This is a genomic window from Variovorax sp. DXTD-1 (assembly GCF_003984625.1).
GTDB lineage: Bacteria > Pseudomonadota > Gammaproteobacteria > Burkholderiales > Burkholderiaceae_C > Variovorax.
Map to the genome: position 1 here is coordinate 155,614 of NZ_RWKH01000006.1, position 19,917 is coordinate 175,530.

At 67.5% G+C, this 19,917-nt stretch carries 20 protein-coding genes; 1 reads left to right on the top strand and 19 read right to left on the bottom strand.

All coding sequences use genetic code 11. The features are described from left to right. Positions 1-12: 12 nt before the first annotated feature. On the top strand, positions 13-954 hold the full coding sequence (locus tag EJI00_RS07730; protein WP_126746884.1) for a hypothetical protein: 942 nt from the start codon (positions 13-15) through the stop codon (positions 952-954). Here the strand turns inward: EJI00_RS07730 and EJI00_RS07735 are convergent. The 19 genes from EJI00_RS07735 to EJI00_RS07825 form a co-directional block, all read right to left on the bottom strand. Continuing rightward, on the bottom strand, positions 951-1,490 hold the full coding sequence (locus EJI00_RS07735; RefSeq protein ID WP_260590503.1) for a 2'-5' RNA ligase family protein: 540 nt from the start codon (positions 1,488-1,490) through the stop codon (positions 951-953). The two genes, EJI00_RS07730 and EJI00_RS07735, sit on opposite strands and share 4 nt — an antisense overlap. A 7-nt stretch (positions 1,491-1,497) precedes the next feature. Continuing rightward, on the bottom strand, positions 1,498-1,713 hold the full coding sequence (locus EJI00_RS07740; protein ID WP_126746885.1) for a hypothetical protein: 216 nt from the start codon (positions 1,711-1,713) through the stop codon (positions 1,498-1,500). An 81-nt stretch (positions 1,714-1,794) separates the two neighbouring features. Continuing rightward, complete coding sequence (locus tag EJI00_RS07745) at positions 1,795-2,391, bottom strand: hypothetical protein (RefSeq protein ID WP_126746886.1); 597 nt, start codon at positions 2,389-2,391, stop codon at positions 1,795-1,797. A 36-nt stretch (positions 2,392-2,427) separates the two neighbouring features. Next, entirely contained in the window at positions 2,428-2,712 is a 285-nt protein-coding gene (locus EJI00_RS07750; RefSeq protein WP_126746887.1) for a hypothetical protein, read from the bottom strand. Between the two features lie 60 nt (positions 2,713-2,772). Continuing rightward, positions 2,773-4,281, bottom strand: a complete 1,509-nt coding sequence (locus EJI00_RS07755; RefSeq protein WP_126746888.1) for a mannose-1-phosphate guanylyltransferase/mannose-6-phosphate isomerase — start codon at positions 4,279-4,281, stop codon at positions 2,773-2,775. A 36-nt stretch (positions 4,282-4,317) separates the two neighbouring features. After that, positions 4,318-5,106, bottom strand: coding sequence for a LuxR C-terminal-related transcriptional regulator (locus tag EJI00_RS07760; RefSeq protein WP_126746889.1), 789 nt, complete (start codon positions 5,104-5,106; stop codon positions 4,318-4,320). Positions 5,107-5,217: 111 nt separating this feature from the next. After that, positions 5,218-6,498, bottom strand: a complete 1,281-nt coding sequence (locus EJI00_RS07765; protein ID WP_126746890.1) for a glycosyltransferase WbuB — start codon at positions 6,496-6,498, stop codon at positions 5,218-5,220. Beyond that, on the bottom strand, positions 6,495-7,760 hold the full coding sequence (locus tag EJI00_RS07770; RefSeq protein WP_126746891.1) for a polysaccharide biosynthesis protein: 1,266 nt from the start codon (positions 7,758-7,760) through the stop codon (positions 6,495-6,497). The genes EJI00_RS07765 and EJI00_RS07770 overlap by 4 nt, the downstream gene beginning before the upstream one ends. Before the next feature lie 28 nt (positions 7,761-7,788). Continuing rightward, on the bottom strand, positions 7,789-8,721 hold the full coding sequence (locus tag EJI00_RS07775; RefSeq protein WP_126746892.1) for a hypothetical protein: 933 nt from the start codon (positions 8,719-8,721) through the stop codon (positions 7,789-7,791). Between the two features lie 40 nt (positions 8,722-8,761). Beyond that, a complete protein-coding gene (locus EJI00_RS07780; protein WP_126746893.1) occupies positions 8,762-9,703 on the bottom strand; it encodes a hypothetical protein in 942 nt (313 codons plus the stop codon). Then, the gene (locus EJI00_RS07785) at positions 9,700-10,797 is read right to left on the bottom strand and encodes a glycosyltransferase (RefSeq protein ID WP_126746894.1); all 1,098 of its coding nucleotides are present in this window, start codon (positions 10,795-10,797) and stop codon (positions 9,700-9,702) included. The genes EJI00_RS07780 and EJI00_RS07785 overlap by 4 nt, the downstream gene beginning before the upstream one ends. Before the next feature lie 9 nt (positions 10,798-10,806). Continuing rightward, positions 10,807-12,135: a hypothetical protein gene (locus EJI00_RS07790; RefSeq protein WP_126746895.1), complete on the bottom strand. Its 1,329-nt coding sequence runs from the start codon at positions 12,133-12,135 to the stop codon at positions 10,807-10,809. Positions 12,136-12,174: 39 nt separating this feature from the next. After that, positions 12,175-13,152 (bottom strand): GDP-L-fucose synthase family protein, encoded by a 978-nt coding sequence (locus tag EJI00_RS07795; RefSeq protein WP_126746896.1) that lies wholly within the window; start codon positions 13,150-13,152, stop codon positions 12,175-12,177. Between the two features lie 63 nt (positions 13,153-13,215). Continuing rightward, positions 13,216-13,878, bottom strand: coding sequence for a sugar transferase (locus tag EJI00_RS07800; RefSeq protein ID WP_126746897.1), 663 nt, complete (start codon positions 13,876-13,878; stop codon positions 13,216-13,218). Continuing rightward, positions 13,875-16,187 (bottom strand): polysaccharide biosynthesis tyrosine autokinase, encoded by a 2,313-nt coding sequence (locus tag EJI00_RS07805; RefSeq protein ID WP_126746898.1) that lies wholly within the window; start codon positions 16,185-16,187, stop codon positions 13,875-13,877. Before EJI00_RS07805 ends, EJI00_RS07800 begins: the two co-directional genes overlap by 4 nt. Positions 16,188-16,227: 40 nt before the next feature. Next, the gene (locus EJI00_RS07810; protein ID WP_126746899.1) at positions 16,228-17,418 is read right to left on the bottom strand and encodes a polysaccharide biosynthesis/export family protein; all 1,191 of its coding nucleotides are present in this window, start codon (positions 17,416-17,418) and stop codon (positions 16,228-16,230) included. A 46-nt stretch (positions 17,419-17,464) separates the two neighbouring features. After that, positions 17,465-18,391: a hypothetical protein gene (locus tag EJI00_RS07815; RefSeq protein ID WP_185868084.1), complete on the bottom strand. Its 927-nt coding sequence runs from the start codon at positions 18,389-18,391 to the stop codon at positions 17,465-17,467. Next, positions 18,384-19,202 carry an alpha/beta fold hydrolase gene (locus EJI00_RS07820; protein ID WP_126746900.1) on the bottom strand — a complete coding sequence of 273 codons (819 nt, stop codon included), beginning with the start codon at positions 19,200-19,202 and terminating at the stop codon, positions 18,384-18,386. Before EJI00_RS07820 ends, EJI00_RS07815 begins: the two co-directional genes overlap by 8 nt. Further along, the gene (locus EJI00_RS07825) at positions 19,199-19,915 is read right to left on the bottom strand and encodes a 4'-phosphopantetheinyl transferase family protein (protein ID WP_126746901.1); all 717 of its coding nucleotides are present in this window, start codon (positions 19,913-19,915) and stop codon (positions 19,199-19,201) included. Before EJI00_RS07825 ends, EJI00_RS07820 begins: the two co-directional genes overlap by 4 nt. Positions 19,916-19,917 lie beyond the last annotated feature (2 nt).

Below are 19,917 nucleotides of genomic sequence, written 5' to 3' on the forward strand. Positions count from 1 at the left end.
CCTGCTTCTTCCATGTCCGCACTTGCACTTGATCCCGTCGTCGCCTTGCCGATCGGTCCGCCGCCGCCTGCGCCCGATGTACCCGTTCCCATGCCGCCGCCACCGCAGCCCGGTCCGCCGCCCGAGGGCGATCCACCGCCCGTGGAGCCGCCGTTCACCGACCCCGGCTTTCCGCCGCCGGTGATCGATCCGCCGCCGCCCATGCAGAAAACCGGCGAAGTGCCTTTCGGAAAGGCGCACGCGCGTCGGTTGCGTGAAATCTATCGATCGGCGGGCTGGCCCTGCTGCGATGCCATCGAGGTCGAGCTGCTGGCCGGCGGATTTCTCGAGCGCGTTCGCACGCCGCACGGCCACGAGACTCTGCGCGTCACCGACGCCGGCATTGCGCGCATTGCCACCACGCTCACCATCAACCGTGCAGCGCTCTCGCCGCACGAGGCGTTGGTTGAACGCGTGGCACGCGAAATGACGCGCGGCGGCCGCATCGCCTGGCGCGGCCTCGGCCTGCGGGCGCGCCTGCCGCCGCTCGAAGAGGGCGGCAAGCCGCGCTGGTGCATTGCAAAGCCCGATGTGTTTTCAATCCGCAATACCAGCGTGGAAGCCTATGCGCACCCCATCGTGCACGAGGTGAAGGTGAGCCGCGCCGACTTGCTGGGCGACCTGCGCAAGCCCGACAAGCGCGCCGCCTACCTCGACCTGGGCGGTGAGTGCTGGTATGTGCTGGGCAACGATGCGCGTGGCCGCTGCATCGCCTCGCCCGACGAAATTCCGCAGGAGTGCGGCGTGCTGGTGCTCGAAGGCGAACGGCTGGTGGTGGCGCGCGCGGCAGTGCACCGCGCCTTCGACCGCATTCCGTTCGGTGTGTGGCTGGCGCTTGCAAAGGCGCAACCCATTGCGGGTTTCGACGACGATGCGCAGGACATGCTGGGCGGACTTGCGGCCGGCGAGGCTTAGCGCCGCATGGGATAGGACGCCAGCAGTTCGTGGTGAAAAAAGTTGCCGCGATGCGAGCGAATCAGCTTGAAGTCCCGCACCTTCCAGTGAATGGGAGCAAGGCGCATCGGCCGCGCGGCACGCTCGGTTTGCCTGGCGATGGTGACGTGCGGTGTCCAGTTTTTGGCGGGTACTGCAAGACCCGTTCTGCGCACCGCCCGCACGATGTCGTCGTGAAGCGCGCGCAGGCTTTCATGCTCCGCCGGCTGCACCACTGAAACGTCGTTGCGCCAGGTGCATGAACTGTCGAGCGTGAGTTCCAGCGGCCGCGTCGGCACTTCGGCCAAGGCCTCCCGCAGCAGCGCTTCAAGGGTATGGCCGCGGTCTTCCACGCAATGCAGCGTCAGGTGCAGGCGATGGCCCGGCGGAAAGTAGTGGCCCACCGGCCACCACCATTCGGCGCAATGCGCCTTGATGGCGGCTTGCACCGCCACGTCGGGGAACAAGCCGATAAGGAACGCTTGTGCTGCCAGCGGCGGTGTCGTTCGCTCGCCCACGGCTGGCTCACTCTGCAGGCGGCCACCACTGTTCGGCCGTGGTGCGGATGACGCGGGCCGCCTGCAGGCGGATGTTCTTGCCGTCGTCGTCGCGCTCCTTGTCGGAGACCACGCGAAAAGGCCAGGTCGAAATGCGGCCCGCATGCGGGCGCGGCTGCGGGCGCCTCAGCGGCGAAAAAAACAGGATCCGCGCAGAAGGCGCTGGCGGGCTGGCGGTGGTCATGGTGTCGCCTCGAATGTTGCTCTGGGAGACGAGTAATTCTAGAGGAAACACTGTATGAACGTACAGTATATTTGCGCCGTCTCAAATGCTGAGGAGCGGGTGCATGGCCCGTGGCGTGTCCGGCCCGCTGCGCAGGTTGCGCTCGATGAACTCGCGGGCAATGGCATCCAGGTTGGCCGGCGCCGGCGTGGCGAAGGACATGCGGTATTTCAGCAACCGGCCGTTGCGCCCCGTGAGAAAGGTGAACGACTCGTAGGTCTTCTGGCTCTGGGCGTGAACCACGCGAAAGCTCACGCGCCGGAAGGCCTGTCCGTCGATCAGCTCATCGCGCACCGGGCCGACTTCCACCTTGGCATAGACACCTCTCGCGCCCGCAAGCCGGACCTCTTCCACGGCGGCCTTGAAGTGCTCGTCGAACTTCGGGTCGGCAACGCCGGCGGCCCAGTCGCTGCGCTTCATGCCGTACACGTAGACGTCAACCCAGCCCACGTTGCTTTGGTACCGGTGGCTGACGCCCAGGCCGGGCTGACCTGCCTCGTACGAGGTCGAGCGCACGTACTGCCACTGCACCGCACTGGCGGCCGGAGCCGAGGCGACGGGAGGTTTCGTGGCCGGCGCGGTGCAGCCCGCGAGCAGGGCTGCGGCCGTCAAGATCAAGGCAGGCCAACGCTTCGTCATGAAGGGCCTGCCTGAAACGGGTGGCTGCCTCGGCCGTCAGTCCGGCCGGACTTCGAAATACGCTTCGTCGGCCTCGCCCAGCGCGCGAAAGCCCGCGGTCTTGGCGGCGTCGTAGGCCTTGGCCCAGTTTGCGGCCAGAGCGATCTCGTCTTTCGTCAGCTCGTCGGCACTCGACTCGCTGGCGTTTTCGAAGGCCTTCAGCGCCTGCGCCACGTTGTCGCCCAGCAGCTTGTCGAGTTCGCGCCGGAAGCGCGACTCCGCCGCGGAAATGACTTCGGCCGGTGCATCGGGGAAGTCGATCAGGTTCACTGTGTAGCTCATGGGCCGGATGCTACGTGATGGCAACAGCCCCGTCCTCCGGTGGCGTTGTTGCCGCGCGTTTCAGGGGTGTGCCGCCAGCTGTGCACCCGCGCTCACGCTGCCGCTTGCAGCCAGCGCCTCGGGCGGCATCGCCGTCGCGGTTTCGGGCTGCGTTCTGATGGAGGCGCAGCGGCCGTAGGTGTCGTCGAAGCGCACGATATCGTCCTCGCCCAGATAGCTGCCGGTCTGCACCTCGATCACCTCGAGCATGGTCTTGCCCGGGTTTTCGAGCCGGTGGATCGCGCCCGAGGGCAGGTAGATGGATTCGTTCTCCCGCACCAGGCTGACCTGGCCGTCGCAGGTGGCCTTGGCGGTGCCGCGCACCACGATCCAATGCTCGGCGCGATGGTGGTGCATTTGCAGCGACAGCTTGGCGCCCGGGTTCACCGTGAGGCGCTTCACCTGGAAGCGGTCGCCGAAGTCGAGCCTGTCGTAGGCGCCCCAGGGCCGCACCACGCGCCGGTGTTCGGTCGCTTCGGGCTTGCCTTGCTGCGCGAGCATGCGCACCACCTCGCCGACCTGCTCGGCGCAATCCGCCTTCGCCACCAGCACGGCGTCGGGCGTGTCCACGATGATCAGGTCCTCGGTGCCCAGCGCCACTACCGGCCGGTGCGGCGCATGAATGAAGGTATTGCGCGAACGCAGCGTGCTGGCCTGGCCGCTCAGGCGGTTGCCGGTCCCGTCTTCCGGGTGCAGCGTGGCCACCGCGTTCCAGCTTCCCACGTCGCTCCAGGCGCCTTCGAACTTCACCACGGCAATGTTCTGCTGCTTTTCGAGCACCGCGTAGTCGATGCTGTCGCTGCGGCAGGCCTGGAAGGCCTCGGGATCCAGGCGGTCGAAGCTGCCCTCGCTCGAAACACCGGCGGTTGCGCGTTGGCAGGCCAGCAGGATATCGGGCGCATGGGCGTTCAAGGCCGAGACCAGCGTACTCGCCTGCACCAGGAAGATGCCCGCATTCCAGCTGTAGCCGCCGTGCAGGACCAGCGATTCGGCCACCGACGCCGTGGGCTTTTCGACGAAGCGCACCACGGCCCGGCTGAATCGGTCGGCGGACACCGCGCCGGCTTCGATGTAGCCATAGGCGGTGCTCGCAAAGGAAGGCATCACGCCGAAGGTCACGATATGCCCGGCCAGCGCCGCGACGACGCCGCGCCGTATCGTCTCGGCGAACAGCGGCGTGTCGGGAATATGGTGGTCGGAGGGGGCGAACAGAAGCAGGTCGTCCTTGCCGGCGAGCAGTGCCGCCGCCGCCATGGCTGCCGCGGTGTTGCGCGCCATCGGCTCCAGGATCTGCCGTCCGGTGGCACCGGCTTTCTCGACGGCCTCGCGCACCAGGAAGCGGTGCTCTTCCGATGCGATGCAGGTGATGTTGCTGTTCAGGCTGCACAGGCGCTCCAGCGTCATCTGCAGCAGGCTCTTGTCGCCGATCAGCGGTGCGAACTGCTTGGGAAGCGTCTTGCGCGAGAGCGGCCACAGGCGCGTGCCGCTGCCTCCGCAGAGCACGACGGGATGGATGGTGGGGGTGTTCATGACAACGTCCTTGATGAAAGGTGAAGGCCGGCCCGCTCAGAGCTGCCCGGTGTTGGTGGCAAAGCTCACCGCCTGCGCACGCGAATGCACCTGCAGCTTCTTGTAGATGTTCTTGATGTGGGCGTTGACCGTCTGCCCTGAGATCCCGAGCCTCATGCTGATCTCCTTCGACACGCAGCCTCGCGCCACGCAGCGAAGCACCTCGCGCTCGCGCGTCGTCAGCGTCACCTCGCGCTGCGGCGCCTCGACGTGAGGCGGTTCGCTTGTCTGCTGGTTCATGCGCGTGAGCAGGCGGCGCGCCAGCTTGGGCGTGATGGCCGCGCCGCCGTTCACCACCTGCAGCACGGCCTGCGCAAAGCTCTGCAACCAGGCGTGCTTGAGCAGGTAGCCCGTGGCGCCAAGCTCGAAGGCATGCATCACATGGGCGTCGTCTTCCATGGCCGAGATCACGATGATTTCGCAGTAGCGATGCAGCTTGCGCGCCTCGCGGATGAGCTCGAAGCCCGATCCGTCGCCGAGCCGCAGGTCGACCATCAGCACGTCGAATTCGTGGGTCGTCAGCAGGCGGCGGCCGTCGCGCACGCTGCCGGCCTGCGCCTCCAGCTGGATGCGCATGTCCGACAGCAGCTCCTGGGCAATCACGCGGCGCATGAACTCGTCGTCGTCGACGAGCAGCACGCGGACCGGGGCATCTTCCTGCCCCGTCAGGAAATGCGGCCACAGCGGTTCGGCTGGAGGACAGACGCCGGACGGATAAACCGTGCGGCGCTCGGACGCCCGAGCGTAGTCAGGGGAGTCGGAAGAGTGAGGCGCGGTGTCGGACATGAAGGTTCCTAGAGAGTTGTTAGGGTTGGAGGAGGTTTCACGTTTGCATCGAGATACGCCGGCCCTCGGGGGCTGGCACTTGGGGAGCCTTTGCAGGCAGCTTTGAAAGAGTCATGGCCGGGATCCGGTGGGGGCGGGAACCGCGAGCGGCTCGGCCACGCAGCGCGTCAGCTCGCGGTCCAGGCGCTGGAGAATGGCGTTGCGGTCCAGCTCTGTTTCGGCGAACGAACGGGCGGCCGCGCCCATGGCTTCGCGTTGCGGGCGAGACACCGCGAGCTGCGCGATGGCGTCGGCCAGTGCGTCCGCATCGCCGGGGGCAACCACCATGCCGCGGCCGGACACCACGTTGCTCAGCTCGGTGCCCGCATGGGCCGTGACGATCACGGCCTTGCCGCTCGCAAGCATGCCGGCGAGCTTCGACGGCATCACCAGGTCCGCGGCGTCGGCGCGCTGCGGCAGCACGTGGATGTCCGCCATGCCCAGCAGTTCGTTGAGCCGCTCGGCAGGCTGCAGGTCGATGAAGTGAACGCGCGGCAGGTTTGCGCAGGCGGCCTTCAGCGGCTCGCGGCTCGGGCCGTTGCCGCAGAACACGAAGTGGATATGCGCCGCCGCAACCAGGCGGTGCGCCGCATCGGCCAGCAGCTCGATGCCCTGCTTGGCCCCCAGGCTGCCCGCGTAGAGCACCACCACCTCGTCCGCCGGAATGCCGAGCATGTTCCGGTAGCCGGTGGTGCCGTCTGCATCCGATGCACCGGCGGGTTGCGGGAAGATCGAGCGCACATCCACCCAGTTGGGCAGCAGCACCAGCCGGGTTTCGTCGATGCCCTTGTCCCTTGCCTTGTCGAGCATGGCGGCCGAGATGGTCGATACGCGGTTGAACCGGCGAAGCAGCCAGCGCTCGATCGAGAGCGCGAAGCGCCGCACCCGCGCGCCGCGCACCAGGCCCATGCCAAAGGCGGCGTCCACCTCGTAGTCCTGAATGTGCAGCCACGACTTGATGCCCAGGACCCGCGAGAAGAGGAGCGCGGACGGCGCGCAGAAAAGGGGCGGTTCGACCACGAAGACCACGTCCGGCTTCCAGCGGATCTGCGCGAAGAGCAAGGGCAAGCTCGACACCATGAACGAGAACAGATGCGCCAGGCGCGCGAGCGCCCGCGGCCGGGCCGGCACCCAGGTCGGTGCGCGCCAGATGGTGATGCCGTTCCAGTCCGTCTTGCGGTAGGCCCAGGCCGAATGCCCCTCGAACACTGCCCAGTTCGGAAAGAAGGGCGGCGATGCGATCACGCGCACGTCATGGCCCTTTGCATGCAGCCACTGCGCCATCTCGCCCGAGTACTTGCCGATGCCGACCAGCTCTGGCGTGAAGTTCATCGAATAAAGCAGAATTTTCACGATGCCCTTTCAAAGGAACCGCGGACCAGCCGCACGATCGGATAGAAGCCGAACAGCGCGCGCATGCGCACCTCATAGAGAAGAAAGTCAGTGAAGAAGGCGATGAAGAAAACGTAGTGCGGCTTGCCGGGGAAAATCGACACCACCGCGCCGTAGGACACAAGCCGCAGCGCCACTTCGAGCAATGCCCAGCCGCCGAGCGCGGCCACCGGGCTCTTGAGTGCGAGCAGCATCTCGTGGTGGATCGTGTAGGTGCGCAGCAGGAAGTACGGCGCAATGCACAAGAAGATCTCCAGCGCCTCGTGCCCCACCTTCAGCAGCGGCGCGGCCACCGTGATGAGCGCGGCCAGGCCGGCAAAGAGCACGCAGCCCAGCAGGAACGATTGCCTGGCGAGCTGCAGCGTCGACGCATCGAGCTTGCCGGCCTCGGCACCCAGCATGGCGCGCGTCTTCGTATAGAGAAACGCCTGCACGAACTGCGACGGTGCTTCCGCCAGCAGAAAGGCGACCTTGAAAGCGCCCACGTATCCGAGCGGCATGAAGAAGGCGACCACCAGCAGGTCCGACTTGCGAAGCAGGAACATCAGCAGCGAATAAACGGTGGCGCCGCCCTGCGACTGCAGGCGCAGCGCCGGTCGGCCGCGCGGCGGACCCGCGGCCCAGCCCGTGCGCATGCTGGCCGCGCCCACGAGCAAAAAGGCCACGAGGTTGATGAGCAGCAGATGCCAGGCACCCAGCTCGAACCCCAGCACGATGAGAGCCGCAATGCCCAGCACCAGAATGCTCGAGCGGATGCCCGTCTCCAGGTTGAGCAGCCCCGCGTAGCCCAGCCCCCGGCTGTAGGAAAGGCGCAGGCTGATGAACGAGAAAACCGCCAGCGTGCAGACGATCAGCGCAAACGGCACGCCCGCCACCGGCAGGTGCTGAACCTTGAGGATCAGCGCGGCCAGCAGCGTAGCCAGCGGAATGCCGATGGCCAGCGTGCGCAGCACGTCGCCCCGGCTCACGCCCGGCGGCATGCTGGCGGCTTCGCGCGAGAACAGGAGCGAACTGCCCAGCGTTCCCACCACCAGCGCCGCTTCCAGCACCGACTGGTAGATCGAATACTCGCCGAACTCCGAGGGCGAGACATACGCCGCCATCAGAAAGACGGCCAGGAAGCCCGACATGTAGGCATACAGCCGCGAAGCCAGCGCACCCAGGCCGCGCAGCTGCACGGCGCGAAAGCCGGGCAGCGTGATGGAGCGATCGAGGAGGTTCATGGCCTGCGCCTGTTGCGTACCAGGTGCGTCATTTCGGCGCTGAGGCGCCCGCGAATGGGCCGGCGCCGGCGGCACGCTGCACGAGCAGGCCGCGGCCGAAGGCCCAGTTCTTGGCGCGGCGCGCCGCCTGCAGCGCGTACGTCAGCGCGGCGGCCGTGCGCACGCGGCCATGCAGCACGTGCGACATGGCCATCTTTGCGCTACCCTGGAAGTGCAGGGCCATCACGCCCACCAGCTCGCCGGCTGGTGTTACCACGCTGGGCTGGCCGTCGACGTACACGATGCGCTTGGCGCCGCCCCGTGCCTGGAATTCGTTCAGCAGCAGGTTGTGGCCGCCGTTGATGTTGTGGTCGATCATCCGTCCGCCGAACACGCGGTTGATCGGGTCCGCATTGCCGCTCGCCTGGGCCCAGAGGTGGAGCAGCGTCATGTCGGACACGCCGCCGCGCACGCCGCGGGCGGTGAACCGTGCCGCAATCGCGCGCAGCTTGCGGCGGCCGGCGGGCGTGGCGTAGGTGTTGAGCACAAAAGCGATGAAGCGCTGCAGGCCCATCGCGGTCCAGTAGCTCACGTGCGGCGATATCTGGCACGGGTCCCAGCCGTCGCGGGGGCGCACGTACGAGCCGGAGAAATCCGCCTTTCCGGCCACGCGCCGGATGTGCGCGCCAACGCCGCGAAACAGCAGCACGTCGCTGTCGATCAGCACGAACTCGCGGCACTCCGGATGCGCCTTGAGGTACTCGGCCAAGAGGAAGTAGCGCCGGAAGCAGATCTTCTCGAACTCCGGCGAGTTGCTCGACAGGTGCACATAGTGGCTGCACAGGCGCTCGTAGTCGGGACCGGCGTCGGTGCCCGCCAGCACGACGAGGTGCTCCTCCGCCAAGGCCGCGGACTCGCGGCACAGCAGCAGGGTCTTGTTCTGGCGGTCTTCCACCACGATGAATGCGAGAGCGTTGGTCATGGGCTATGGAAAAAAGATGGCGTTGGTAGTGGGTCGGTGCTCAGGGCCGCGGCGCGGTGGCGCTGCGCACCAGCGCGACATGCGTGGGCAGAAAGCGGTAGTCCGCGTCCAGCGGCAGGTCGAGCGTGAACAGCCCGCCGCGCGCCTTCGCGTCGGCGATCCAGTCGCGCACCTGGGCGGCCGTGAAGCGCGGCGCAGTGGTCTGGCCCCACGACGCGCCGAGCGGCGTGAGCACGTGGAACGCCAGGCCCGATGCAGGGGTGGTGGAAGGCCCCGAAGGCGCCGGAGGCTGCAGGAGCTCCCCGGCCATGAGGTTCTGGCACGGTGCGGCCTTGGCGCTGAAGCGCTGCGGCCCCTCGCCGGAGTTGAAGGCGAGCCACCGCTTGGGCGCACCGGTGCGCGCGGCGGCGCAGAGCCCGTTCCAGTCTTCGGCCGACATGCCCCTGGTGTTGTACACACCGTCGAACCACCAGCCCTTGGCCAGCGCGCGGTAGTGTTCCGACCATTCCCGGACCACCGCAGTCCATCCGGCGATGAAGCGCGCGGGCGGCGGCTTCTGCTCCGAAACATCGCCCAGGCAATCCATCAGGTAGGCGTCGCCCTGCGGCGCGCGGAAGGGCAGGTACAGCACCAGCCCGATGCCGCGGCGCTGCAAGGCGCGGCCGATTTCCATCGGCAGGTCGCGCGGCGGGCGGTTCTCGATGCTGCCGGGGCACAGCAGCTCCAGCGCCGCATTGGGCGCGATGAACTGGCCGTTGTTCTGGCCCAACGTCAGGATGAGGTAGGAGGCCCGCATGCGTGCGAGCGACGCTGCAAGCGCTTCGGCATCGAATCGCGCCACATCGGCAATGGTTTGCTTGTCGGGCAGGTAATGCACCATCACGCCGAAGCCCGCCACCGGCGGCGCGGCCGACGCCGCGCAAGCCGCGCACAGCAGCCATGCCGGGAGAAGCCGCCGAAGAGCGCCTGCAAGCCAGGTCATTGCATGGCTCCCGCGAGCGAAACGGCTTCATGCTTGAGCGTGAGGTAGCGCCTTGCCACCGTGCCCGGCGCGCAGGCTTCGGCGAGCGGCCAGGCCGGCTGCTTGGCCCGGTGCTCGGCCAGGTAGCGCGACAAGCCGCCGAGGTCGGTGGAGCCGTTGCCGATGAAGAAGGCATAGTCGCCGAACAGCTCCCGGTGCACCGGAATGTCCGACAGCAGGAGCGGCACGCCCAGCGTGGCGGCCTCGGCGGCGGAGAGGTTGAAGCCCTCGAAGGCCGACAGCGAAATGAAGGCCGCGGCGCCGCAGTAAAGCTGAGTCAGCTCCTTGCGCGAAACCATTCCCCTGTGGCGCACGCAACTGCGGATGGCAGGGTCCATGCGAGCTACCATTCTCGTCACCTCAGCCGCGCCGTTGCCGGTCACGTCCAGCCAATCGACCAGGCCCTCGCGCTTCATGCGCTCGAACAGCTTCAGCGTGCCGTCGAAGTTCTTGTGCGGGTAGTAGTGGTACGAGGCGATGAGGTAGCGCTCGCCAATGGCCGCCGCGCGCCCCGGCTTGACCGGGCCCGGCGGGCCGGGCGAGCGGGTTGCATCCACCGGATTGAAGATGACGGTCGGGTGTTCGCAGCGTCCGAAGTAGCGCTCGAAATCCTGCTGGCTGCTTCTGCTGATGAACACCACGTCTGCCGCGCTGCGCGCCACGCGCCGCAAGCACCAGTCGAGCCACAGGCGCTTGGTGCGGCTGAAATACTGCGGGTAGGCCTTGTACTGCAGGTCGTGCACGACCACGATCGAATCGCGGTGGCGCCCGAAAAGCGTGAACGGCAGGAAGTAGTTGGGGAACAGCGAGAACACCGTTTCGCCCGACACCAGCGCCCGCAGCCGGTGATAGTTGTAGAGCAGTATCTCCAGCAGGAACCGGCTGATCTTCAGGCGCTGCGCGGCGGCGTAGATGCCCGGGTGCCGCTCGCTGATTGGCTGGATGTGGTCGCCCTTGCACATGCGCATCCTGCGCAGCAGAAGATCGGACACGTTCAGCACGCCGCCCGCGCCTTTGTTGAGGCTGATCGAGTCGTAGAAGAGGTATTTGTACATGGTGAAACCTCAGGTCGTGCCGTGCGCGTACATCGCCGCCCCGCGGCGCGGCTGGCGAAAACGCGAACTCAGCAGCCCGGCAAAAACCGCCGCGATCAGCCCCGAGGCCGCGAACGGGCCCCACCCGAGAATCGGTCCCCGCATGAAGGGCACGTATGCAGCCAGCAGCACCAGCGCGCAAAGGTAGGAGGCAGACAGCGCGGCATGCGGCTGGGCCACCTTGTCGAGCATGCGGAACAGGGCCGAGACCGCCAGGCCGAGCATCACCGGCCCCGCCAGGCCGAAGTCGAAGTACGCCGTGGTGAATGGCGGCAGCGAGAGGTTGCTCTGCGAGAAGTTGCCCAGCACGGCCGGCCATCCGAGGGGGTCGAACTCCGGGTACATCTTCAGGCTGCGCGGCAGCATGAAAGAGAAGGCTGACAACAGGTAGCGGCCGAAACCCAGTTCGGGTTCAGGCGCGCGCTCCAGCAGCCCGGCCACGATATACATCGCGTCGAAGTCCTGGCTGTAGGGAAACGTGGTGAGCGTCTCGCCCCAGAAGCTTCCGCGCGAAATCAGGTTCAGCACCGGGCCAAGGCCGGCGATGGCACCGAAGATCAGCATGGCCAGCAGCCAGCGGCGCTTGACGCCGAGCACGTAGATGAAAAGCGGCAGCAGGCCGATCAGCAGGATCTGCCGCGGCGTATTGACCGGGTAGGCCGCAATGCCGGCCAGCACCAGCGCAAAGCCGGCGGCGCACCATGACCAGACCGTCCGGCGGCGGTATGCGTGGATGGCCAGTGCCACGAAGCACATCAGCACGATGAGCTTCGGCAGCGTCGAATAGACGATGAAATCGACCGGTAGGTTCTGGCCCTCGTCCGGCAGGCCGCGCGCGATGAAGTTCAGGTCGGGGCGAATGAACAGCGACGCGAACGCGGCGACCGTGCCGCTCAACAGCAGCAGCACGGGGTGCGCAACGCCGGCGATCTGCGTCTCGGGCACTCCGGCCCCGCGCGCCAAGGTTGGGGCTGCCGCCTCGTGCATGCCGAACCTGGCGGCCTCCACGCCCGCCATGTACAGCAGCAGCAGCGTGATCGCTTGCGTGTGGGCGACCGCGCCGATCACGCCCGTGTCCCAGAACGAAACGTCGGCCGCGATCTGCATGGCCGGCGCCACCGAGAAGTAGGTGAGGACCGCGGCGTAGTGAATCAGCAGGAACGTGCTCGTTCCCGGGGCGCCGAGCATTGCAAGCTGCACCAGCGAGAGCACGCACACCGCCGCGTAGCCCCAGATCGGGTCTACCTGGGCGCATGCGAACGCAGCCGCAATGCCGAACCAGAAGCAGAGTGTTCTCATGACAGGCCTTGTGGAGGTCGGGGGTGTGGAGCGTTCGGCTCAGGCGTGGGCGATCTCTTGGACCGGGCGGATCGCCTCCTGATAGGCCGCATAGGTGCGGCGCAGGCCTTCTTCGAGCGGCACCGTGGCCTGCCACCCGATGGCGGCTGCGCACGACACGTCGAGCAGCTTCCTGGGCGCGCCGTCCGGCTGCGAGGTGTCGAAGCGGATCCGGCCGCTGTAGCCGACGACGTCGCCGATCAACGCTGCCAGCTCGCCGATCGACAGGTCTTCGCCCGTGCCGAGATTGATGTGCGCGCACATGGGCGTGGTGTGCTGCTCGTAGCTGTCGCGCGTCATGTCCATCACCGCGATGCAGCCGTCGGCCATGTCGTCGACATAGAGGAACTCGCGCCGCGCGCGGCCGGTGCCCCAGATCACCACCTCGGCCGCGTTTTCGGTCTTGGCCAGGTGAAAGCGCCTGATGAGGGCCGGCACCACGTGGCTGTTCTGCGCGTGGTAGTTGTCGCCGGGCCCGTACAGGTTGGTGGGCATCACGCTGCGGTAGTCGATGCCGTGTGAGGCGCCGTACTGCCGGTTGTAGCTCTCGCACAGCTTGATGCCTGCAATCTTGGCGATTGCATAGGGTTCGTTCGTCGGCTCGAGCTTGCCGCTGAGCAGCGCATCTTCGTGGATGGGCTGCTCGGCAAGCCGCGGGTAGATGCAGCTCGAGCCGAGGAACAGGAGACGCCTGACGTTCGCGAGGAACGCCTGGTGCGTGACATTGGCGGCGATCAGGAGGTTCTGGTAGATGAACTCCGCCGGGTAAGTCATGTTGGCGTGGATGCCGCCGACCCTTGCCGCCGCGAGATAGACCTGGTCGATCTGCTCGGTGGCGAAGAACCGGCGCACTGCCTCCTGGTCGAGAAGGTCGAGCTCCTCACGCCCGCGCGTGACGACCTCGTGCCCGAGGCCCCGCAGGCGCTTCATGAGCGACTGACCCACCATGCCGCGATGACCAGCAACGTATATACGCATATGTTCTTTCGGTTGAAGGTTGAGAATTGAGATGTCGGAACAAGGCGTGCACGGCCTTGGCGCCTAGCCGGAACCCTTTGCGCCCGCGACCACAAGGAAGGTCTTCAGCAGGATCACGACGTCCTGGCGCAGGGACAGCGTGGCGACGTAGTCGGCGTCCATGGCGGCCCTGCGCCGGTAGCTGACCTCGCTGCGCCCGCTCACCTGCCACAGGCCGGTGATGCCGGGCCGCACCGAGCAGTAGTGGCCCCAGTACGGGCCGTACAGGTCCTTCTGCGAGAACATGCAGGGGCGCGGGCCGACCATGCTCATGTCGCCCTTGAGCACGTTCCAGAACTGCGGCAGCTCGTCGAGGCTGTACTTGCGCAGGAACGCGCCGAACGGCGTGATGCGCGGGTCATGCTCGAGCTTCTGGTACATGTCCCATTGCCGGCGCGCCTCTTCGTTCTCGCGCAGGTGGCGCGCCAGCACCGCGTCGGAGTCGGCCACCATCGAGCGGAACTTGTAGAAGCTGAAGACGCGCCCGTCCCGGCCGTAGCGCGGCTGCTTGTAGATCGCCGGGCCGCCGGAGGTCAGCCGCACGCCGAGCCACACCAGCGCGTAGACCCAGCCCAGGAAGAGGAAGAAGCAACTCGCCATCACGATGTCCATACCGCGCTTGGTGGCCATCAACAACCGCGAATTGCCCGCCCACTGGACGGGAGCATTGGATCGCAGGGTGTTCACGCTGTCGCTCCCTCCGCGGCGGCCGCGGCTGCGACCGGCGTTGCGAGCCGGGGCAGTTCGGGCGCTGTCGGGTAGTCGTGGGCCCGCAGCCGGTAGGCACCGTAGCGGTAGGCAAGGCTGCCGTAGTAGCGGCGGCGCGTATCCAGCGCATTGAGCACCACGCCCTGGAAATGCGCACCGGCGTGACGCAGCTGCTTGACGCTTTCGGTCAGGTCGCCCAGCTCGTTGTCGCCGGCGCGCGCCACCATGAGCAGCGTGCCCATGCAGGTCGCCATCTCGGCCGTTTCCGATGCGAGCAGCGTGGGCGGCGTGTCGACAATCACCACGTCGTAGCGCGTCGAGACTTTTTCGAGCACGCGGGCAAAGGCATCGCTCGTGAGAAGGCCCGTCGGGTCGGACGGCAACGCGCCTGTCGTCATCACGTCGAGATGCGGCAGGACTCCCTTGTGGATGGCGCCGTCGAGTTCGATGGAACCCTGGATCAGCTCCGAGAGGCCGCCAGTGCGCTTCAGGCCGAAGCGGGGCGCCACGCTGCTGCGCCGCAGGTCGGCATCGATCAGCAGCACGCACCGGCCGCTCGATGCAAGCACCGCCGCGAGGTTGGCCGACACGAAGGTCTTGCCGGCACCGGGCGTAGCGCTGGAAATCATGATCCGGTTGTTCAGCGCGCGCGGCATTGCGAACTTCAGCGCGGTGCGCAGCCGCCGCAGGCCCTCCAGTGCCGGGTCGTCCGGATGCGCCACTGCCAGCAGGTGCACGCCGGGCTTGCCGTGCAGTACGGCGCGGTCGAGATGGCGCTGCTGGTCGCTGAGCGTGACCGTGCTGTACACGTCCAGGCCGGTGTGGGATTCGATCTCGGCCGGGCTGGCGATGGTGTTGCGCCACGACCTGCGCATGAAGGTCGAGGCCGCACCGATGAACAGGCCCGCCAGCAGCGCAAGCGCCATGGTGATCGAGGCCTTGGGCCGGATCTGCTTCTCGGGAGTCAGCGCCTGGTCGAGCACGCGCACGTTGCCGATGCGCCCCTCCTTGGCGAGCCGCATCTGCAGCGAGCTGTTCAGGAGCGACACATAGAGGTCGGTGTTGACCTTGATGTCCCGCTGCATGCGCAGCGAGTCCTGCTGCATCATGGGCATGCGGCGAATGCGCTGCTCCACGCCGCCGAGCGCCTTCTTCAGCGAGGCGATCTGCGCGTCGATGGTCATGACGCTCGGGTCGCGCGCCGTGAAGCGCTCGGTCAGCTCCAGCCGCTTCTGCGTTGCATCGAAGAGCTTCGCCTGCAGGTCGATGTTCTGCGACAGTGCGTTGCGCGCTTCGTCGTCGAGGCTGATCGTTCCGTTGCGGTTGCGGTACTGGTTGTAGACCTCTTCGGAGTCCTCCAGCTGCTGCTTGAACTTGGGCAGCTCGCCGCCCAGGAAGTTGAGCGCGCGCTGCGCCTGCGCCGTCTTCTGGTCGATGTTCACGCGAACATACAGGCGCGCGACTTCATTGAGCAGGTTGGCCAGCTGCGTGCGGTTGCCGGTCTGCCAGCTCACGTCCATGACCGAGGACTGCTTGCCTTTTTCGATCACGCGCAGGTCCTTCTGCAGCTCGAGCAGGGTGAGCTGCTTCGACTGGCGCACCAGCGAGAACGCAGCGCCCGGCAGCCCCGAGACGGAGCCCACCAGCAGGTGAACCGGGCCGAGCGGTGTTTCAGCGTCCAGCGGCGTGCCGACCTTGCCTTCGAGCGGCGCATCCAGCTTGGGGTGCGTCAGCGTGTAGGCGCCGTTTTCGCCCGCGGTCAGCAGGAAGCGCGTGCCCTCCAGATCCGCCGGCACGTCCATCTGGGCGACCACGATGCGCTCGTTGCCGCTCACGTAGCCGGAGAGGCCCGCAAAGCCGGGCTCGGAGAGCGTCTTCGCGCGGCGTGCCAGCCAGGGGCCGACGATCGGCACGTAAAGCGGCTCGGCTTCGATGTACAGCTTGGTGTTCTCGATGGCCTGCCCGAGCACCAGGCGCGACTTGAGGATCTCGGCCTCGCCCGCCGTCGGCGTCTTGGCGTTCAGCGCGCTGCTTGCGGAGTCGCCGACCAGCGTGCCGCCCGAGCGCTCGGGGTCTTCGACCTGGATGAGCACGTTGGCTTCGTACACGCGCGGCCCGAACATCGCGTAGGCCGCGCCGATCAGCAGCGCCACCGCGGTGATCTTCGCGATCTTCCATCGGTTGTCGATCAGCAGGTCGATATGCTCCCGCAGTCTTGAAGGAGGCTGTTCGGAAGCCGGCGCCGCATCTGTTGGGGCGGTAACCATGGGTTGCCAGTGCGCATTCATGAGATCACCTTTTTGTGTTGCCTGGACGGGGGGAGAGGGTTCAGCGGCGGCTTGCCGTGCCACCGAGGTTCACGACCTGCGCGGCGGGAAGGATCAGGCTGATGACGCGGTTCCATCGCACCAGCGGCACGGGGTCGATGTAGACGACGTCACGCGCCTGCAGCGGAAAGCGGTCGGCCAGCGCCAGCGCCACCGGGTTCTTCGCGTCGAGGTGGTAGATCTCGGGCACCTCGCCGCGCGAGTTGCGCACCACGTAGATCTGGCCGGGCGAGGAGGTCAGCAGGTCGGGCCCGCCTGCATCGCCCAGCGCCTCGTTCAGGCTCAGCCGGCCGTTGCGCATCAGCAGGGCCGACGGGTTGCGGATCTCGCCCATCACATACACGCGGCTGTCCTCGCGGGTGCCCACGTTCACGATGTCGCCGTTCTGCAGCGGAATGCGGCTCGCATCGAAACCGTAGCGCTGCAGCAGCGGCAGGTCGATGGTCACCGTGCGCTCGCCGCGCGTGAGGGTCACGCGCGAGCGGTCGGCGGCGGTGGTCACGCTGCCGGCGCGGTTGATCGCCTCGGCCAGCGTCATCGGCACGTCGGTGAAGATCTGCAGCCCCGGGGTGCGAACCTCGCCTTCCACGTACACGCGCCGGCTGCGGAACGACTGGATCCGAACGCTCACCAGCGGGTCTTTCACGAAGGGCGAAATGCGCCGCGTGATCAGGTCGGACGCGGCGCTTTCCGTCATGCCCTCGACCTTGGTGCGCCCGATGTAGGGAAAGCTGATCTCGCCCGATCCGTCGACGATGAAGCCTGGAGCCACGCTCACGCCCGTCGGGTCCGACTGCTGCGAGATCACGGCGCCCGCGTTGGGCATGAGTTCCGGATGCCGGTACACCACGATGCCGATCACGTCGCCCGGGGCGATCGTGTACGCGGGGGCCTTGCCGAAGAGCTGCCGCACCTCCGCCGGCACGCCCTGCGGTTCCTGCGCGGCGCGGGTGCGGATCAGTTCGGGCGTGATGGGGACGATCTTCGGCTCGCCTTCCGCGTGGGAGCTGCTCCAGCCGCTGGTGTCCGGTGTCTTGAAACCGGGAATCCCGCAGCCGGCCAGGCACAGCGGCAGCACCAGCGCGACCACCGACCCGATCCGGCGTCGGACGCGCTCGCGGGCGGAAGCTTGGGCTGACGCGGGTGCAACGGGTGCGCCGCGCGAGGAACTGGCTGGGTCAAGGTGTGCCATGGGATGGTCCTTTGCTCGTGGGGGATCCTGAAGTCCTGGAATGGGTTCACTGCGGCGCGTAGGCGCCATGCAATGGGGGCTCGGCAACGGCCGGCGTGGGGCTCACGGTGCGGCGCTCGGCGCCGGCGCCCGAGGCGCATGCGGTCACCCAGTCGCCGACCGACTGGAGAAAGAGCTGCTGCCCCTTTGCCGTGCAGAAGGTGTGGTCGAGCTCGCGCATGAACTCGTACTGGAGGGCCTGCGCGAAGGGCTCGCGCCGGAAGGGGCCGAGCTGGTCGCGGCCGCGGTCCGACACATGCAGCGAGCCCGAATACAGCAGCTGCACCGCCACCTTCCGTTCGACCAGGCGCTTCATGGCCGCGCCGAACCACACGGCGTTGGCCTGCGGCGGCTTCCTTTCCGTGAAGAAACCGGGCAGCGCCTTTGTCGAATGGCTGCGCAAAAAGTGCCGCTGGAGCCAGCGCTTGGCCTTGCCCGCGAAGGCCGGGTGCGCGGGGGCTGCAATGGCGCGCCGCACGTTGCGCTCCCAGCGCGAGCGCCATTCCGGGAACGCGAAGCCGTCGAACAGCGAAATCGCCACCACGCGCGTGTCGGCTTCGGCCACGGCCATGGCGTGCTCCACGCCCGAGCACATGGCCACGATCACGAACTGCCGGATGCCCATCGTGTTCTCGAGCAGGTCCATGCCGGCCTGCAGGTCGTGCATGGCGCGGGTCTGCAGGTCGTGCGAGAAGTCGGACGCCTCGCTGTCCCCCACGCCGCCCAGGTCGAAGCGCAGGCTGCTCACGCCGCGCGCGGCCAGCACGTGCGCCAGCTTCACGTTGATGCGGCGCGGGCCGATGCGATGGTTGGCGCCCATGTTGAACATCAGGCATGCGGCGGTGGCCGGCACTTGCCGCGCGGGCATCGTGACGGTGCCGACCAGCGAGTTGCCGGCGCCGAACCGCACCGGCGTTTGCGTCATGTCATTCATGAAGGGCCCCCTGCAGGCGGTTGAGCGCATCGGCCGGAACCATGGCGCTGTTGGGGTAGGGGTCGGACGTCCAGTCGAGCCGGTGCTGGAAGTACGCAAGGCGCACCGGCATGTAGCGCGACTGCTGCTCGGCCGCCCACTGCGCGGTTTCTTCGTCGTCGGGGCCTGTGAGCACCAGCGTGTCGTGCAGGGCCGTGAGCGGGAGCGATTCCGGCGTGAGCGCGGCCAGCTGCGTGCGCAGCGTGGGCGAAAGCGAGGTGCCCAGTGCCTCCTCGGGCATGGCGCCGGGCTCGCGCGAAAGGCTGCGGCGCCACGCCAGGTCGGGAATGCAGAAGGTCGTGTCGATGGCTGCCACATGCTCTTCGCGCAGCAGGCGGGCATAGCGCCGCCCGTCGATCACCGGCTCCCACAGCACCAGCCGCGCCGGATCGCAGCGCCCGTTGCGCGCCGCCAGCACGGCCAGGGTGGCGCCGAGCCGCGCGCCCACCCAGACGATGCGGCTTCCCGGTGCGCGCCGGCGCAGCTCTTCATGCGCCGAGCACAGGTCGCGCCGCCAGCCGTCGAGCTCGCCGTCTTCCTCGTCGCCCGGTGAATCGCCGGTGCCGTAGAAGTCGAAGCGCAAGGTTGCGATGCCCGAGCGCGCGAGGCGCTCGGCCAGCACCTTGAAGAAGCGGTGCGTGCGCATGCCCTCCTGCCCGAAAGGCGGGCAGATGAGCACCGCGGTGTTTCCGGGCAGTGCTTCCTCGGCAGCGTGGAACAGGCCGAAGATCTGCCGCGACGCGGGGCCGAACAGGAATGGATAGGGGGTCATGCAAAGCTCTCCGTTGCCCCGCGCGGCATGCTGGCGCGGGTGTGGGTCTGCCGCCACTCGGCAATCGATCCCACGCTGTCCATGCGCGAAGGCGCGGGCTGCAGCACAAGCCACAGGATTCGGCCGGCAACCGGCACCTCGACGCTGCGGCAGTCCGCGTCCACACCCACTTCAAACCGCTCCGGAGGCACGATGAGTCCCAGCCCGATGGCCTTGAGGCAGGCTTCCTTGCGCGTCCAGCAGGTGAGAAAGGCCTGGTCGCGCTCGTTGGCCGGCAGTGCGCGCAGCGCTTCGTTCTCCAGCCGCGTGAAATGCGTTGCGGCAAGCGCCAATGCATCGGGCACCGCGCGAAGCTGCTCCACGTCCACGCCCAGCGGGCCGCGTTCGCCGATGGCGATCAGGCCCAGCCCCTGGCTGTGGCTCAGCGAGAAATGAACACGCGGCCAGCCCAGCAGCGAAGGCTTGCCGAAGGCGCTGTGCGTGAAGCGCAGCGCATCGGCGCGCGCGCCGGTCTGCTCGGCCAGTGCGTAGCGCAGCGCGGCGTGCGCCGCGACGTAGCGTTGCCGCTCCTGGGGAAAGCGGAACTGTCCGGCGCGTGTGCGTTCCTCCTTGGAGAGGATCAGCGCGGCGCCGGGACCGGCGCAGTCATCCAGGTCGAAATACCGGCAAAGCGGTGCGTCGACAGAAGAAAGGGCGAAGGCCGCGTGTCCCATGA

Excerpts from the sequence above, each read along its gene's own strand:
- EJI00_RS07785 (WP_126746894.1), bottom strand. The coding sequence starts at position 10,797 with ATGTACAAATACCTCTTCTACGACTCGATCAGCCTCAACAAAGGCGCG.
- EJI00_RS07775 (WP_126746892.1), bottom strand. The coding sequence starts at position 8,721 with ATGACCAACGCTCTCGCATTCATCGTGGTGGAAGACCGCCAGAACAAG.
- EJI00_RS07790 (WP_126746895.1), bottom strand. The coding sequence starts at position 12,135 with ATGAGAACACTCTGCTTCTGGTTCGGCATTGCGGCTGCGTTCGCATGC.
- EJI00_RS07760 (WP_126746889.1), bottom strand. The coding sequence starts at position 5,106 with ATGTCCGACACCGCGCCTCACTCTTCCGACTCCCCTGACTACGCTCGG.
- EJI00_RS07745 (WP_126746886.1), bottom strand. The coding sequence starts at position 2,391 with ATGACGAAGCGTTGGCCTGCCTTGATCTTGACGGCCGCAGCCCTGCTC.
- EJI00_RS07770 (WP_126746891.1), bottom strand. The coding sequence starts at position 7,760 with ATGAACCTCCTCGATCGCTCCATCACGCTGCCCGGCTTTCGCGCCGTG.
- EJI00_RS07820 (WP_126746900.1), bottom strand. The coding sequence starts at position 19,202 with ATGACCCCCTATCCATTCCTGTTCGGCCCCGCGTCGCGGCAGATCTTC.
- EJI00_RS07815 (WP_185868084.1), bottom strand. The coding sequence starts at position 18,391 with ATGAATGACATGACGCAAACGCCGGTGCGGTTCGGCGCCGGCAACTCG.
- EJI00_RS07805 (WP_126746898.1), bottom strand. The coding sequence starts at position 16,187 with ATGAATGCGCACTGGCAACCCATGGTTACCGCCCCAACAGATGCGGCG.
- EJI00_RS07795 (WP_126746896.1), bottom strand. The coding sequence starts at position 13,152 with ATGCGTATATACGTTGCTGGTCATCGCGGCATGGTGGGTCAGTCGCTC.
- EJI00_RS07810 (WP_126746899.1), bottom strand. The coding sequence starts at position 17,418 with ATGGCACACCTTGACCCAGCCAGTTCCTCGCGCGGCGCACCCGTTGCA.
- EJI00_RS07780 (WP_126746893.1), bottom strand. The coding sequence starts at position 9,703 with ATGACCTGGCTTGCAGGCGCTCTTCGGCGGCTTCTCCCGGCATGGCTG.
- EJI00_RS07825 (WP_126746901.1), bottom strand. The coding sequence starts at position 19,915 with ATGGGACACGCGGCCTTCGCCCTTTCTTCTGTCGACGCACCGCTTTGC.
- EJI00_RS07740 (WP_126746885.1), bottom strand. The coding sequence starts at position 1,713 with ATGACCACCGCCAGCCCGCCAGCGCCTTCTGCGCGGATCCTGTTTTTT.
- EJI00_RS07750 (WP_126746887.1), bottom strand. The coding sequence starts at position 2,712 with ATGAGCTACACAGTGAACCTGATCGACTTCCCCGATGCACCGGCCGAA.
- EJI00_RS07755 (WP_126746888.1), bottom strand. The coding sequence starts at position 4,281 with ATGAACACCCCCACCATCCATCCCGTCGTGCTCTGCGGAGGCAGCGGC.
- EJI00_RS07730 (WP_126746884.1), top strand. The coding sequence starts at position 13 with ATGTCCGCACTTGCACTTGATCCCGTCGTCGCCTTGCCGATCGGTCCG.